This is a genomic window from Longispora urticae, assembly GCF_053902585.1.
The window spans coordinates 1-14,906 of sequence record NZ_JAQZSH010000012.1; the positions used below are offsets into that span (position 1 = coordinate 1).

Annotated in this window: 15 protein-coding genes; 10 read left to right on the forward strand and 5 right to left on the reverse strand. The window is 73.3% G+C overall.

Annotated elements, in window-relative coordinates; all coding sequences use genetic code 11:
* A partial coding sequence (locus PT931_RS06295; RefSeq protein WP_456244737.1) for a peptidoglycan-binding domain-containing protein occupies window positions 1-375 on the reverse strand: 375 nt, incomplete at its 3' end.
* Between the two features lie 151 nt (window positions 376-526).
* Entirely contained in the window at window positions 527-1,366 is an 840-nt protein-coding gene (locus PT931_RS06300) for an SDR family oxidoreductase (protein WP_456244738.1), read from the reverse strand.
* 79 nt (window positions 1,367-1,445) lie between these two features.
* Between PT931_RS06300 and PT931_RS06305 the strand changes: the two genes are divergently transcribed.
* The 6 genes from PT931_RS06305 to PT931_RS06330 all read left to right on the forward strand — a co-directional run bounded on the left by PT931_RS06305 (window position 1,446) and on the right by PT931_RS06330 (window position 6,257).
* Entirely contained in the window at window positions 1,446-2,039 is a 594-nt protein-coding gene (locus tag PT931_RS06305; protein ID WP_456244739.1) for a TetR/AcrR family transcriptional regulator, read from the forward strand.
* 233 nt (window positions 2,040-2,272) lie between these two features.
* Window positions 2,273-2,656 carry an agmatine deiminase family protein gene (locus PT931_RS06310; protein WP_456244740.1) on the forward strand — a complete coding sequence of 128 codons (384 nt, stop codon included), beginning with the start codon at window positions 2,273-2,275 and terminating at the stop codon, window positions 2,654-2,656.
* 96 nt (window positions 2,657-2,752) lie between these two features.
* The gene (locus PT931_RS06315) at window positions 2,753-3,895 is read left to right on the forward strand and encodes an agmatine deiminase family protein (protein ID WP_456244741.1); all 1,143 of its coding nucleotides are present in this window, start codon (window positions 2,753-2,755) and stop codon (window positions 3,893-3,895) included.
* 224 nt (window positions 3,896-4,119) lie between these two features.
* Entirely contained in the window at window positions 4,120-4,821 is a 702-nt protein-coding gene (locus PT931_RS06320) for a VOC family protein (protein ID WP_456244857.1), read from the forward strand.
* 234 nt (window positions 4,822-5,055) lie between these two features.
* Complete coding sequence (locus PT931_RS06325; RefSeq protein ID WP_456244742.1) at window positions 5,056-5,697, forward strand: DedA family protein; 642 nt, start codon at window positions 5,056-5,058, stop codon at window positions 5,695-5,697.
* Window positions 5,698-5,849: 152 nt separating this feature from the next.
* Window positions 5,850-6,257: a hypothetical protein gene (locus PT931_RS06330; RefSeq protein ID WP_456244743.1), complete on the forward strand. Its 408-nt coding sequence runs from the start codon at window positions 5,850-5,852 to the stop codon at window positions 6,255-6,257.
* 219 nt (window positions 6,258-6,476) lie between these two features.
* Here the strand turns inward: PT931_RS06330 and PT931_RS06335 are convergent, their stop codons facing one another.
* Window positions 6,477-7,469, reverse strand: a complete 993-nt coding sequence (locus tag PT931_RS06335; RefSeq protein ID WP_456244744.1) for a malate dehydrogenase — start codon at window positions 7,467-7,469, stop codon at window positions 6,477-6,479.
* Window positions 7,470-7,868: 399 nt separating this feature from the next.
* Here PT931_RS06335 and PT931_RS06340 point away from each other — a divergent pair, with 399 nt between their 5' ends.
* Complete coding sequence (locus tag PT931_RS06340; protein WP_456244745.1) at window positions 7,869-9,896, forward strand: amino acid permease; 2,028 nt, start codon at window positions 7,869-7,871, stop codon at window positions 9,894-9,896.
* A 100-nt stretch (window positions 9,897-9,996) separates the two neighbouring features.
* Window positions 9,997-12,168: an esterase-like activity of phytase family protein gene (locus tag PT931_RS06345; protein WP_456244746.1), complete on the forward strand. Its 2,172-nt coding sequence runs from the start codon at window positions 9,997-9,999 to the stop codon at window positions 12,166-12,168.
* Between the two features lie 81 nt (window positions 12,169-12,249).
* On the opposite strand, the gene PT931_RS06350 is transcribed toward PT931_RS06345, so the two are convergent.
* Window positions 12,250-12,921 carry a hypothetical protein gene (locus PT931_RS06350; RefSeq protein ID WP_456244747.1) on the reverse strand — a complete coding sequence of 224 codons (672 nt, stop codon included), beginning with the start codon at window positions 12,919-12,921 and terminating at the stop codon, window positions 12,250-12,252.
* Window positions 12,922-13,168: 247 nt separating this feature from the next.
* Here PT931_RS06350 and PT931_RS06355 point away from each other — a divergent pair, with 247 nt between their 5' ends.
* On the forward strand, window positions 13,169-13,582 hold the full coding sequence (locus PT931_RS06355) for a BP74-related protein (protein WP_456244748.1): 414 nt from the start codon (window positions 13,169-13,171) through the stop codon (window positions 13,580-13,582).
* Window positions 13,583-13,682: 100 nt separating this feature from the next.
* On the opposite strand, the gene PT931_RS06360 is transcribed toward PT931_RS06355, so the two are convergent.
* Window positions 13,683-14,672: a GNAT family N-acetyltransferase gene (locus PT931_RS06360; protein WP_456244749.1), complete on the reverse strand. Its 990-nt coding sequence runs from the start codon at window positions 14,670-14,672 to the stop codon at window positions 13,683-13,685.
* Here PT931_RS06360 and PT931_RS06365 point away from each other — a divergent pair.
* Window positions 14,671-14,841: a hypothetical protein gene (locus PT931_RS06365; RefSeq protein ID WP_456244750.1), complete on the forward strand. Its 171-nt coding sequence runs from the start codon at window positions 14,671-14,673 to the stop codon at window positions 14,839-14,841. The genes PT931_RS06360 and PT931_RS06365 overlap by 2 nt on opposite strands.
* Window positions 14,842-14,906 lie beyond the last annotated feature (65 nt).

Below are 14,906 nucleotides of genomic sequence, written 5' to 3' on the forward strand. Positions count from 1 at the left end.
CACGTCCTCGTAGCCGTACGCGTCGATCCCGGAGTAGCCGAGGTGGCGCTGCCAGGCGGCGTACGCCGAGACCGTCGAGGAGCCGAAGTGGCCGTCCACGGCGGACGCCGCGAGCAGGCCCCTGCTGTTGAGGGCCTGCTCGACGGCGAGCACGTGGGCCTTGGCGCCCGGGGTGAGGCCGGTGTCCGGCTTGGGCGGGTCGAGCTGGGCGGCGAGGAGGACGAGTTCCATGTCGACCACGGGGAGGGCCGCGGCTCGGGCACCGGGTACGACCCCGGTCGCCGCGGCGGGTGCGGCTCCGAGGGGGAGGGCGGCGATCGTCGCGGCGGTGAGCGCGGCCCGGGTCAGCAGCCAGCGCCTGGTGGGAAGCTCCATCGTGTCGCTCCGTCCTCCGTGGGGGTGGAGGTCCGAGCCTGGCCGGGGCGCCTCCAGCCGGGCTCCAGATCGGCTCCAGACCCGCGCTGCCGGCGCGCCCCGTCCGGTACCCCGCTGGTGGGTCCTCTGGTGTTGCGCTCTTCCCGCGCGGTCACCGGAAGGCCGGCAGGTTGCGCGTGACCCAGTCGGCGAACGGGCTGGCCGGGCGGCCGAGGACGGCGGCCACGTCGGGGCTGACGACCTGCTCGGCCGGCAGCGGGACGCCGAGGACGTCGAGGGTGCCGCCGATGACCTCCTCGGGCATGAACCGCGCCAGGTGCGCGCGGGCCTCGGCGCGGGACAGCTCCACGAAGGCCACCTCCTCCCCCAGCGCCCCGGCGAGCACCTCGGCCTGCCGGCGTGGGCTGATCGCCTCCGGGCCGGTCAACTCGTAGACGCGGCCGGCGTGGCCGGGGCCGGTCAGCGCGGCGGCGGCGACCTCGGCGATGTCGGCCGGGTCGACGACGGGCAGGGCCACGTCCGCGAACGGGGCGAGAACCACGCGTCGGGTACGGACCGACTCGGCCCAGGCGAACGCGTTGGACGCGAACCCGCCGGGGCGCAGGATCGTGTGGTCCACCCCGGACGCGCGCACCGCCGCCTCGAACTGGCGGAGCCGGTGGTGCGAGGGCGCGTCCGGGCGGGTGGCGCTGACCTGGGAGGAGACCAGGACGATCCGCTTGACCCCGGCGTCGACCGCCGCGTCCAGCAGGGCGGCGGGGTGCTCGCCGTGGCCGTTGAGCTCGCCGCCCAGCAGGAGGAAGAGCGCGTCGGCGCCGTCGAGGACCGGCCGCATGTCCGCGGCGGAGCCGAGGTCGGCGACGGCGGGCCGGACGCCGGCCCCCGCGGGCTGTGGCCGGCGCGAGACCGCCACGACCTGCTCGCCCGCCCCGGCCAGCAGCGGCACCAGCGTCCGACCGATGTTGCCGGTGGCACCCGTTACTACGATCATCGTGAACCCCAAGTTAGTTAGTTGGCTGACTTGGAAGAAGGTAGCACAGCTCCCCCGCGGCTTGTCTATAGTTGGTTGGGTGACTAACTCAGTACCGACGCGGGCGGTCCGGGCGGCCGACAAACGCCGCCGGCTCACCGCCGCGGCGGCCCAGGTCCTGCACGAACGGGGCGTCGAGCGCACCACGCTCGCCGACATCGCCAGTGTGGCAGAGGTACCCGTCGGGAATGTGTACTACTACTTCAAGACCAAGGACGACCTGGTCCGCGCCGCGCTGTCCGAGCACACCGCGCACCTGGACGCACTCACCGGCCGGCTCGACCAGGTGCCCGATCCGCTCGACCGCCTCAAGGCGCTCGTGGAGGCCTGGGTGGGTCAGCGCGACCTCGCCGCCCGGTACGGCTGCCCGACCGGCACCCTGGCCGCCGAACTCGACAAGCGCGCGGACGGCACCCTCGACGCCGAGGCCGCGGTGGTGATCCGGCGGCTCCTCGACTGGGCGGCATCTCAGTTCCGGGCGCTGGGACTGGCCGATCCGGACGGGCTCGCCCTCACGCTCGTGGCCGGGTACCAGGGCATGTCGCTGCTGGCCAACGCGCTGCGGGATCCGGGGGTCATGGACCGCGAGGGTGACCGGCTGCTCCGCTGGCTGGACTCGCTCGGGAAGCCCTAGAGGCTTCGGGGGGCCGGGCAGCCGGGCTGGGCCGGGAACCGAGGGATGGCCGGTCGGGGCCGAGGGCTGGCGACGGTGGCTTTCGACGCCATCTGGGGACCGGCGGTGGCGAATTCCGGGTGCCGGTGGCGGTGGGTGCCGCTAGTGACTATCGGCCATGGTCCGTAGACGAAAGACAGTGCCAGGGGCCGCTCCGGCGGCGGACGATGAACAGGTAACGCCCGCTCACCGCCGTGTCCGCACGGCTCCTGGACCTGGAGACGCCCCTGACCGGAACCCACGACTCCCCCCGCCGGTACGAGCCCGTGGTCATGTGCGCCATCGACGACCGGGCCGCCGCCGACGCCCGGGGCCGCCGACTGCGCGTGATCACCGTCGAGGGGCCCGACACCGTGCGGTCCAGGAAGGACACGTTCGTGGACTCCTACCTCAACTTCCACGTGGTCAACGGCGCCGTGCTCACCGCCCAGTTCGGGGACCGGGCGAAGGACGCGGCGGCGCGGGCGGCCCTGGCGGCGGCGTACCCCGGGCGGGAGGTCGTCCAGCTCGACGTGGACCGGCTGATGTCCGGTGGCGGCGGGATCCACTGCTCGACGATGCAGGAGCCGCTCCCCTAGCGGTGCGCGCGATCGACCACGAAGGGCGAATCCTCTTCGGTACCGTGATCAATGAACCATTCTCATCCCGGAGTACCCCATATGTCAGGTTTTATGGTGTCCCGTCGGACGGTGCTGCGCTCCCTGGCGGGGGCCGGCGCGGTGGCGCTCGGCGCGGCGGCCTGCTCGTCGCCCGACGACGCGGACGGGCCCGACCCCGCACCGTCCACCGGCGGCGGCACCCCCTCGGGCCGGCGGTTCGGCGCCGAATGGGAGCCGCACGCGCGCACCTTCATGGCCTGGCCCGCCTCCACCGGCATCTGGGGCGGACAGCTCGGGGCCGTGCGCCAGGACATCGCCGGGATCGCCCGCGCCGTCGCCCGCTACGAACCGGTGGTCCTCCTCGCCCGCCCCGGCCAGGAGGACGAGGCCCGGCGCGCGTGCGGTGCGGACGTGGAGGTCGTCGCGATCCCGGTCGACGACCTGTGGACCCGGGACACGGTGCCGGTGTTCGTCGAGGACGCCGGCAAGGTTCTGGGCGTCGACGTCAACTTCAGCGGCTGGGGCGGCAAACAGCAGCACGCCAACGACGGCCACGTGGCGCGCGCCGTCCTCGCGAAGTACGGCATCGGGCGGGTCGAGACCCCCGTCGTGGCCGAGGGCGGCTCGTTCGAGACCGACGGCCAGGGCACGCTCCTGGTCACCGAGAGTTCCGTGGTCAACGACAACCGCAACCGGGGCAGGTCCCGCCAGCAGATCGAGACGGACCTCGTCGCGGCCCTGGGCGTCCGGAAGGTGATCTGGCTCGCGGGCGTCCGCGGCCAGGACATCACCGACGCGCACGTCGACACCCTGGTCCGCTACGTCGCCCCCGGGGTCGTCCTCCTCGACAAGCCCGCCCCCGACTCGCCCCCGGACGTGTGGTCCCGCTCCATCGACCAGGCCAGGGGTGTCCTGCGGGACGCCACGGACGCGCGCGGCAAGGGCATCGAGGTCATCGACCTGCCGCAGCCGGACCCCGACCGGATCACCGGGCAGGGCGAGGAGTTCGTGTCCTCCTACGTCAACTTCTACGTCGCCAACAAGGCCGTCTTCCTGCCCGGCTTCGGGGACGCGGCCGCCGACGACCGGGCCAAGCAGATCCTGCGGGACCATTTCCCGGACCGGGAGATCGTGCAGCTGAAGATCGACGCGATCGCGTCCGGGGGCGGGGGCATCCACTGCTCCACCCACGACCAGCCCGGCGGCCCGACCGGCTGAGCGGGAGGCCGGGGTGGTGGCGTGGCCGAGTTGTCGGGTGGCGGCGCGAGGCACCCACCGTCGCGCGGTGGCGCCAGAGCTGAGGAACGGCTCGCCGGCACCCCGCCGCGGGCCAACCGGGATCGGACGGTGACGGGACCGTGGCGGAAGTCGGCTGTTTGTGTCGGTGGTCGGTGGCAGGATCACTCGGTATGGCAGGTGCTAGCAGTTTTCAGTTGAAGACCGTGGTGTTCGACGCGCGGGACCACCGGGGCCTGGCCCGGTTCTACGTCGCCCTGACCGGCGGCGACGAGCGCTACGCCGACGACGAGTGGGTGACGGCGTTCACCGGCGACGGTTGGCGGCTCGGCTTCCAGGCCGCCCCCGACCACGTCGCGCCGCGGTGGCCCGACCAGGGGCACCCGCAGCAGATGCACCTGGACTTCCAGGTGGCCGACCTGGCCGCGGCCACGGCGGAGGCGGAGAAGCTCGGCGCGCGCAGGATCGGCGGCGGCGCCACCTGGAACGTGCTGGCCGACCCGGCCGGGCACCCGTTCTGCCTGTGCGCCAACGAGCAGACCGAGCCGATCAGGACGTTCGCGGTCAACATCGACTGTCCTGACGGTGAGCCGCTGTCGGCGTTCTACGCTGCGCTGCTCGGATACCAGGTCAAATACCTACAGGACAAGATGGCCATGATCGGTACGGCGGAGCCGGCCCCCATGGGCGAGATCCTCTTCCAGCCTGTGGCCGACTACACCGCGCCCCGGTGGCCGGATCCGGCGCACCCGCAGCAGTTGCACCTGGACATCATGACCTCGGACATCGAAGAGGGCGAGCGCCGGGTACTGGAACTCGGCGCGACCAAGCTACCGGGCGAAGGCGAGAACTGGCGGGTGTACGCGGATCCCGCCGGTCACCCGTTCTGCCTGCTCTGGACGGTCTGATCCCGCGCTGGTCGGCGACGGGACGGTGCGCCTCGTCCCGCCGCCGACTGAGCCGCCTACCACCTGGCCGCCCCCTCGAGTTCTCTCCCGGGCCGGCGGCCTGACGCCTACCAGCTCCACAGTGGCGCCCCGTAGCCGTACCCGTGTCTAGGGGTTGTCCCTGACTCTTTTCAGGGCTTCGCCCCCGCCGCCCACCGATGCGCCTAGGGTCCCCGCCCCGGCAGGCTCACGATCATGAACGAGATCACCGACCTGCTGCACCAGGTCATGGGTTCCCCGTGGATCTACGTCGCCCTCTTCGCGCTCGCGTTCCTCGACGGCTTCTTCCCCGTCGTCCCCGGCGAGACCGCCGTCATCACCGCCGGCGTCTTCGCGGCCACCGGTTCCCCGAACCTCTACGGCGTCATCGCGGTCGCCGCCGTCGGCGCGTTCCTGGGCGACCACGTCTCCTACGCCATCGGCCGCACCTTCGGCGCCAGGATGCTGAGCCGGGTCAAGCCGGACACCCGGCGGCACCGGGCCCTGACCAGGGCACGGGAGGCGATCGACGTCCGGGGCGGGATGATCCTGGTGGTCGCGCGCTACATCCCGGGCGGGCGCACGGCGGTCACGCTCACGATGGGCTCGATGGGCTTCCCGCTGCGCAGGTTCGCGTTCTACGACGCGTTCGCGGCCCTGTCGTGGGCGGTCTACTCGACCCTGATCGGGTACTTCGGCGGGCTCGCGTTCGAGCAGGATCCGCTGCTGGGGCTGCTGCTCGGGCTGGGGATCGCGGTCTCGATCACGGCGGTCACGGAGCTGGTCCGGTTCGCGCTGGCCCGGCGGAGGCGGCGCGCGCCGGCCGGGCGGCGCGAGCTCGTCGGGGCGGAGCGCTGAACCCCCGACCCCGAAAACCTCGACGGGTACGCGTACGCGCGGGTCCATGATCACCGGCGCGCGGGGCCGCTCCGCTCTCCTTGATCAACTTGTGTACCCTGCCGGTCGGCACCTTTCGCGTGTCGACTCATCCACTGGGGAAGGATCCTGTTTTGAAGACCCTCGCAAGGATCGGCGCGCTCGTCACGCTCACGGCCGCCGCGGTGTTCGGCGTCACCGGCCCGGCCAGCGCCGGCCCCTCGGGCTGTTCCAGCGTCACCCAGATCGGTACGACGGGCGTCGCGTACATCGGCGGCTCGCCGTTCGCGTCGGTCAAGCAGTTCAAGGGCTGCGGCAAGAACTACGCCTACGCGTACGTGTGGACCAGCTACCGCAACAGCCACAGCTCGTGGGAGATCTGCACCGCCATCTTCGCGAACAACCGGTTCACCGACGGCAACTGCGCCTCGGGCCGGCCGGTCGAGGTGTGGTCCTGGGGCTCGAACACGCTGACCGCGTGCACGCACGCGGGCGGCTGGTGGGAGGGCGTGACCTCCGCGCGGACCGACGAGCGCTGCTAGTCGGAGGGGCGGAGGCCGGCGGCGCTGCTCCCGTCCGCCGGCTCCGCCCGGCCGACCGGAGTCCCCGGGCGGGGAGTCCCACCCTGCGGCGGGCACCCGCCGGAGCTACTCGCGGCCGACCCCGGTCGCGACGCACGCCTCGTCGCCCACGCCGCCGGCGGACGCGGCGGACCGCCCTCCGTCGGCGGTCACCCGGCGACGGGGGCGGGCCGCCGGATGTCAGCCGAGCAGGTGCCGGACCGCCTCGCGCTCTTCCTCCAGCTCGGCGATCGTGGTCCGGAGCCGCCCGGTGGCGCGGTCCCCGTGCTGGAGACCTTCCTGGACGCTCCACGTGCCGTCCGCCCGCGCGTTCACCGGGTAGCTGAAGAACAGCCCCTCCGGGACGCCGTACTCACCGCGGCTGGCGACGGCGACCGAGGTCCAGTCGCCGGCCGGAGTGCCCGCGTTCAGGGAACGGACGTTGTCGATCACGGCGTTCGCCGCCGACGCCGCCGACGACAGCCCGCGCGCCCTGATGATGGCCGCGCCCCGGGTCTGTACCGAGTGGATGAACTCCCCGTCCAGCCACGCGTCGTCGCCGATCACCTCCGTCGCCGGCTCACCGCCGATCCGGGCGTTGGCGAAGTCCGGGTACTGCGTCGCCGAGTGGTTGCCCCAGATCGCCAGGTTGCTCACCTCGCCGACCGGCACGCCCGCGCGGGCCGCGAGCTGGGACTTCGCCCGGTTCTCGTCCAGGCGCGTCATCGCGAACCAGCGGTCGGCCGGCACGTCCGGGGCGTTGGCCGCCGCGATCATCGCGTTCGTGTTGCACGGGTTGCCCACCACCAGCACCCGCACGTCCCGGGCCGCGCCCCGGTTGATGGCCCGCCCCTGGGGGCCGAACAGCGCGCCGTTCGCCGTGAGGAGGTCCCCCCGCTCCATGCCCTCCCTGCGCGGCGACGCGCCGAGCAGGAGGGCCCAGGAGGCGCTCTCGAATCCCCGGTCGGCGTCGTCGGTGACCACCACGTCGGACAGCAGCGGGAACGCCCCGTCGCTGAGCTCCATGGCCACGCCCTCCAGCGCGCCCAGCGCGGGGGTGATCTCCAACAGCCGGAGCACCACCGGGACTTCGGGCCCGAACACCTCGCCCGCCGCGATCCGGAACAGCAGGGCATATCCCACCTGGCCGGCCGCGCCGGTCACAGCGACGTGCACCGGGCTTCGCTTACTCACAGTCATCTCCTCCGGGGCCAGCGCGGCCAGGGAAGATCGCACCGCCCCCGGGTCGCGCTCAGATACGAGTCACGCGGTGGCCGCTCCGTGGCGGACCCACCGCGTGCTCAGGCTACAAAAGATGGTCCGCCCGGGTGGGCCGGTACGTGTGCGTCATATGTCACGGCGAGCCGGACCGGACGCCCCATGTGGTGCGTGACCGTCGCGCGGTTCGTCGAACCGGCCGCCGGCACGTCCGACGCGGAGCGGGCGTCGTACCGGTCTTAAATCCCTTATGGAAACACACAGGAGCACTTAACCGATCGTTCCCGATACTTCACCCTGCGGTCCGGCACGTCCGGTTGCGCCCCCGGGGAGCCGTGGCCGCGCCGTGGCACAACTACACCCAGGAGTCCACCGATGGCGACCCGCACCCGCCTGCGCCGTTCACTGTCCGGGGCGGACATGGTGATGTTCGGGCTGGTGGCGATGGTGCCGCTGGCCCCGTTCGGGGCGTTCGGGCAGATGTACCAGGTCAGCGGCGGCATGATCGCCCTCGGGTACCTGGCCGGGGCGGCGGTGGCCGTCGTCACCGCGTACGGGTATGCGGCCCTGACCCGCGCCGCGCCCTCCGCCGGTTCCGTGTACCACTTCGGCACCGCGCTGATCGGCCGGCCGGTCGGGTTCCTCGGCGGCTGGGTGACCCTGCTGTGCTACCTCGGCGCGCCGACGCTGGCGTGCGTGGTGACCGGGTACACCCTGGCGGGTCTCGTACCCGCCGTGCCCTGGTGGCTGTGGGCGGTCGTGTTCGTCGGGGTCGGCGGGGCGGTCAACTGCCTGGGCACCCGGGTCACGATGCGGGTGATCCGGGTGCTGCTGGCGGTGGAGCTGTTCATTCTCGCCGTCGTCCTGCTGTTCGGGGTGCTCACCCTGGCCATGGGCGTCAACCAGGGGCTGCGGCTCACCCCGCTGTACGACCCGGCGACCTTCACCGCGGGCACGGTGACCGGTTCCCTGGCGCTGGCGGTCTTCGGCTTCGTCGGGTTCGACGGCGTGGCCACGCTCGCCGAGGAGAGCCGGGACGGCACGGCCAGGACCGCCCGCGCGATCGTGTTCGCCGCGCTCGCCGCCGCCGCGGTCTTCGTCGTGCAGAGCTGGGTGTTCACGCTGTTCGTGGACCCGGAGACCAGCGGGCGCCTGCTCGCCGAGGGCGATCCGGCCGGCACGGCCCTCCTGGACATCGCGACCGGCTTCGGCGGCCCCCTCGTCGCGGTGGCCTGCGCGGTGGCCCTGTCCCTCGCGATGGGCATGGCGGGGGTCCCGGTGCAGGCCTCCGCCGCCCGGATCCTGTACGCGATGGCGCGCGACGGGCACCTGCCCGGCCGCCTGGCGCGGCTGAGCCCCCGGCGCGGGGTGCCCGCCACCGCGACCGTCGTCGGCGCCGCTGTCTCCGCGTCGGGCGTCGGCCTGATGGCGTTCGGCCCCGAGGTGGGCGCGTACCTCACCGACACGGTGTTCGACGCCGCGCTGGGCATGTTCCTGCTCGTCCACGTGTGCTGGGCGGTGCACCTCGTCCGCACGCACCGCCGGGCCGCGCTGCCGCGCCTGCTCGCCCCGGTCGGCGGCGCGGCCGTCACGGTCTACCTCCTGTACCGGATGTGGAGCCCCACCACCGTCGTCCTCGGCGTCTGGCTGCTCGCCGGGCTGGCCGCGCTCGGGTACGGCTGGCTCCGCCGCCGGCGCACCGCAGCCGTCCGGCCGGGGCACGCGCCGGGCGGGCCGAACCTGGGCCCGTACCCCTTTCTGTGGTTGGGGCGGTTCACGCTCTCGCTCGGGGAGGGCGGCCGGGTGCAGGCGCTGGTGGCCGTCGGCTACCGGCACGGCCGGGGCGACCTCCTCGACCTGCGGTTCCACCCGGACGACACCCCGGCCTGGCAGCCGTTCCTCGACGGGCTCGTGCACCGCGGCCTCGCCGGGGTCCGCCTGGTCAGCTCCGACGACCACGAGGGCCTGTCCGGGGCCGTCGGCGAGGCGCTGCCGGCGGCCCGGTGGCTGTGGCGGGTACTCCCCCAGACCCACGACCTGGTGCACCGGGCCGCCCCCGAGAATCAGCTCTGGATGGCCGCCCGGCTCCGGGGCCTCGTCGACGAGCACGACACGGTGGGTACCCGCAACCGGCTGACCGCGTTCGTCGCCGCCCTGCGCGCCGAGGCCCCCGACCTCGCCGACCACCTCTGGGCGGCCCGCGACGAACTGGTCACGCACCCGTTGTGCGCGCCCGACGCGCCGTGCGACCGGCGGCACTCCCCGTACCAGGCCAGCCGGGTCATCCAGCGGCGGCTCGACGGGACCGGGGCCTTCGCCCACGAGGCACACGCCGCCGCCGTGCTCACCGCGCTGGTCGAGCACGTGGCGGGATCGCGTCGAACCGCGCCGATCGGCGGCTGATGATCATCCGGCGGTCCCCGGTTATGGCGCGGAGTTCACCTGCTGTTCGGCCGGGTGGTCTTGGATCGGGTCATCCGTACCCGACTTCCGGAGGTTGCACGTGCGCGCGCTCACCATCACGGCGGCCGCGGCGACGCTGGCCCTGCTCGCCGCCGGTTCGCCGGCCGCCAGCCAGCCGCCACCCGCGAACGGCGCGGCCTGCTCCGCAGACGCCGCGCTGCTCGGTTTCTCCGACCAGCTCGACAAGACCACCTTCGAGGGTACGGCCGTCGCCGGCCTGTCCGCGGTGGCGTTCAACCGGCCCGGCGAGCGCCCGTTCGCACTGGTCGACAACATCGGCACCTCCCCGGCCCGCATGTACGAGCTGGACCTCACCGCGCACTCGGCGAGCGTGAAGGACGTCATCACGCTGACCCGCCCCGACGGCACCCCCTACACCGGGGCGGACTTCGACGGCGAGGGCCTGGTCGTGGAGGCCAGCGCGCGCTACGCGTGGGCCAGCTCCGAGACCGAGCCGTCGATCCGCCGGTTCCGGCTGCGCGACGGCCGGCAGGTCGACGAGCTGCCCGTGCCGGCCCGGTTCCGGGTCGCCCCCGCCGGGGACGCCGTCCGCAACCAGACGTTCGAGGCGCTGACCCTGAGCCCGAACGGCCGCGACCTGTACGCCGGCATGGAGGGCGCCCTCGCCGCCGACGGCCCCGGCCGCAACCGCGTCCTGCACTACCGCGACTCCCAGCTCGTCGGCCAGTACGCCTACCAGCCCGACGCCGGCCTCGGCCTCGTCGAGCTCACGGCCCTCGGGGACGACCAGCTGCTGGCCCTGGAGCGCGGGTTCACCCCGGGCGTCGGCAACACCGTCCGGGTGTACCGGGTGTCCGCGACCGGCGTCCCCGACGTCACCGACACCGCCTCGCTCGGCACCCTGAACGACCCGCGGGCCTTCCTCGGCAAGCAGCTGCTGTTCGACCTGGGCGCCTGCCCGGCCTCCGGCGCGACCGCGAAGCAGCCCCAGCCGAACCCGCTGCTGGACAACGTGGAGGGCATGGCCCTCGGCGCGGAGCTGCCCGACGGCCGGCGCGCCCTGCACCTGATCTCCGACGACAACGGCAGCGCCACCCAGATCACCCGGACCTACACGCTCAGCGTCAAGCTGCGCGCCGAGGCCCGGCTGCTGTCCCGGGCGATCCTGCCGGCCACCGCGTACCAGCCGGGTCCGGTCTCCGGCACCCAGCTGTCCACCGCCCCGGTCAACGGGATCAGCGCGCCGTTCCCCGGCCAGCCGATCCCCGGCTTCTCCGCCGTGCTCCAGGGTAAGGACGGCCGGCTGCTGGCCATGCCCGACAACGGGTTCGGCTCCAAGGGCAACTCGGCGGACTTCCTGCTCCGCGCGTACGACATCACCCCGCGCTACCACCAGCACGAGGTGAAGGTCAACGGGTTCATCAGCTTCGCAGACCCCGACCACATGGTGCCGTTCCCGCTGACCCGCCCCGACCGGCTGCTCACCGGCGCGGACTTCGACATCGAGTCCATGGCCCGCGACGCGCGCGGCGACCTGTGGCTGGGCGAGGAGTTCGGCCCGTACCTGCTCCGCACCGACCCGAACGGCAAGGTGCTCCAGGCGCCGATCCCGCTGCCCGACGGTGGCAAGTCCCCGCAGTCCCCGGACCTGAAGCCGGGCGAGGAGCCGACCGTGCGGGGCAGCCGGGGCTTCGAGGCCCTGGCGGTCAGCGCCGACGGCTGGACCCTGTACCCGATCCTGGAGGGCCCGAAGACCGACGACCCCGACCAGCGCCGGCGGATCGTCTACGAGTTCGACGTGAAGGCCAACGCGTACACGTCGCGGACCTGGTCGTTGCGGGTGGACAGCCCCGAGCTGGTCGTGGGCGACGCCGCGGTGCTCGACGGCCGCCGCCTCGTGTTCATCGAGCGCGACAACGAGATGGGCCGCGCCTCGCGGATCAAGAAGCTGGTGGTCACGGACCTCGACCAGGTCGGCCCCGACGGGTACCTGACCCGGCGCACCGCCGTGGACCTGATGCGGATCGCCGACCCGCGCGAACTGTCGGGACCGGCCCGGCCGGGCGAGTACGGCGTCGGCCCGCTGTTCTCCTTCCCGCTCCAGTCGGTGGAGACCGTCCTGCCGCTGGGCGGGGACCGGGTGCTCGTCGCCAACGACAACAACTTCCCCGGCAACGACGGGCGGATCCCGGGCCGGGCGGACGACACCGAGCTGATCGTGATCGAGGTGCCGGGCCTGCGGGACCGGTGACCTGACCCGATGCGGAGCCCCGTCCCGGCGGTCATGCCGGGGCGGGGCTCCGCCGTGCGCGGCCCCGCCCGGCGTCCCGGGTCACTGCCCGCGCCCGCCCCGGCGTCTCCGGCGCGGTCGACGCGGTGGCGGCGGAGGCGGCGGCCGGGTCGGATACGAGGGTTCCGGAGGCAGGGGCTTCGCGGCGAACCAGCTGAGCGCGAACAGCACGGCCACGAACGGGAGCGGATAGGTCCAGGCCCAGGGCGAGATTCCGCCCTCCTCCTCGACGACCTCCACCGGGACCGGGTGGAACAGTCCTTCCGGATCCACCACCACCACGATCGTGCCGCCCACCGGATGGCGCCCGCCCACCTGCGCGTGGCCCGGGATCCGCCGGCCCTCGCCGTCGGCGAGGGTGAGCACCCGGTCCTGCCCCTTGCCGTGTTCCTTGCGCTCGGCGACCACGGTCGCGTCGACCGTGACGCCCCGGGCGGCGAGCACGGACTCCGGCACCGCGAGGGCCGGGACCACGAACAGGAAGAAGGCCAGCACCCACACGCCGACCAGCCAGCCGGCCCTGGCCGTCGCGCCGAACAGGGTGAGGGAGAGGGTCAGGGCGCCGATGTAGGTCGTCAGCCACACCGTGAACTGGGTGTCCAGCGGGAACGGGGTGCTGGCCCCGATGACCGGCAGCGTCATCGCCACCAGCTGGATCGCCACCATCCCGCCGAACGTCACCAGCCGCGAGGGCGGGTCCCGCCGAAACCACATGCGCCCGAATCCTCCCTGGTCGTCGTCGCGGGACCGCCGTCCGGCCGCCCCGCCCCGGACCACGACGCGGGATCGCCCACGGGCGAAGAACGACCCTACCCGAGGGGTACGCCGGCCGCCCGCCCCCGACCGTCGGGAATTCGGCCCACATCCGGCACACCGAGCCGTCGATCTTGTCCGGCCCGTCGATCTACAGTGGATCCAATCCCGGCGATCGGGCCCGGGTCGTACTATCGGGGAGTTTTTCATGTTCTCAGCGAAGAGAGCCGTCGTCGCGGTCGTGGCGGCCGCCGCGTTCGGAGTGCTCGGGCTGACAGCGCCGGCCTCCGCCGACATCACCATCAACCACTATGTCGCGACCATCTCGAACGGCACCTGGTCCTTCAAGGTGCACCTGAGCGAGCAGACCGACATCACCGAGGCGTTCGCGTCGCTGAACAACACCAGCAACAAGCACGTCAACGGCGCGATCCTGCGCACCGGCCCCGAGTACAACGAGGGCTACAGCTGGCACCTGGACAGCCACGACGTGAACTTCGTGGACATCTCCATGGAGATCTGCGACGGCAGCCCGCAGGACGTCGAGGACGGCACCCTGAGCGGCAACCGGTACTGCCCGTGGGGCGGTCGGGTCGTCGCGATGGAGCAGGTCACCTTCTAGGGAGTTCCGGACGATCGGCGCCGCCCGCGGACAACCCGGGGCCCGACCACCGTCCGGACACGACAGTGGGGCCCCGCCGAGCACGGCGGGGCCCCGCCCGTCAGCCGCCCAGCGCCACCGCGTCGGCGTCCGCCTCGAAGTTCAGGTGCACGGCGCGGGTCTGGAACCCCAGTTCCCGGTTGATCCGCAGCATCGCGCCGTTGTCGTTCGCGTTGGCGGTGTGGATCCGCTCCACCTCCGGGTGCCCGGCGGCGATCCGGGCGAGCATCGCCGTCTTCATCGCCATGCCGAGGCCGTGGCCCCGGTGGTCGGCCAGCACGGCGGTGTCGTCCTGGTACGCGGTCGGGACACCGGCCCGGATGTTGACGACGGTGTGGCCGGCAACCTGGCCGGTGGCCTCGTGCACCGCCGCCACCACCAGGTGCGCCAGACCCGCCTCGCGCCGGGCGGCCTCGTGATCACGGACCCGCTCACCCGTCCAGCGCGGCGGCCGGTAGCTCATCTGGTGGAACGGGGCGTCGTCGATCGCCCGCCGGGCCCGGGCGTAGGACTCCAGCAACTCGTCGGGGGCGTGGCCGGTCCAGGTCTCCAGGCGGTACCCGGCGGCCGGCACGGTCACCTCGCGCGGTCCGTCGAGCTCCAACAGCTGGACGTGGTGGCGGTAGACCCGCTCGAAGCCGCGCCGCTCCGCCCACGCCGGGCCGGGGCCGGACTCGGTCACGCACGGGGTCAGCAGGCGGGTGCGGCCGAGGGACCCGGCGGACCGCACCGGGGGCGCGAGGAGGGCGGACCCGACGCCCCGGCCACGGTGGGCGGGGTGCACGTTGACGCAGATCGCGGCCAGTCCGTCGTTGGGGGCCTCGAGCTCGCCCAGCCAGGACAGCCCGACGAGCTCGCCGTCCTCGCGCGCCGCCCAGAACCGGTAGCGACCGGGCCACGAGGGCTGGTCGCGCAGCATCGCGTCGACGGCGGGCCGGGCGGGCGGGGGGAACTGGGGGGCGTCGGTGGCCACGGTCGCGGCGCGCAGCCGGTAGTGGGCATCGAAGTCGGATCCGGGAGCGGTGTGCGGGTCGAACGGCTCGACGATCATGGCATCCACGCTAACGGATCGGCCGCCGCCCGGCTGTCCCCCCGAACAGCGGGTCCGGATCCAGGCGGTGCGCGGGTTCGTCCGGCTCGCCGACGTGGCCGGCGCGGTCCTGGCGACCGGCGACGGCGCGCGCGAGGTCCGGGACGCCGACGCGGACGTGCGCGCCTAAGCCCGCCGGGCGCTGCGATGCCCGATTTAAGCTAACGTGCCAATCTATGGGCATCTATATCTTCT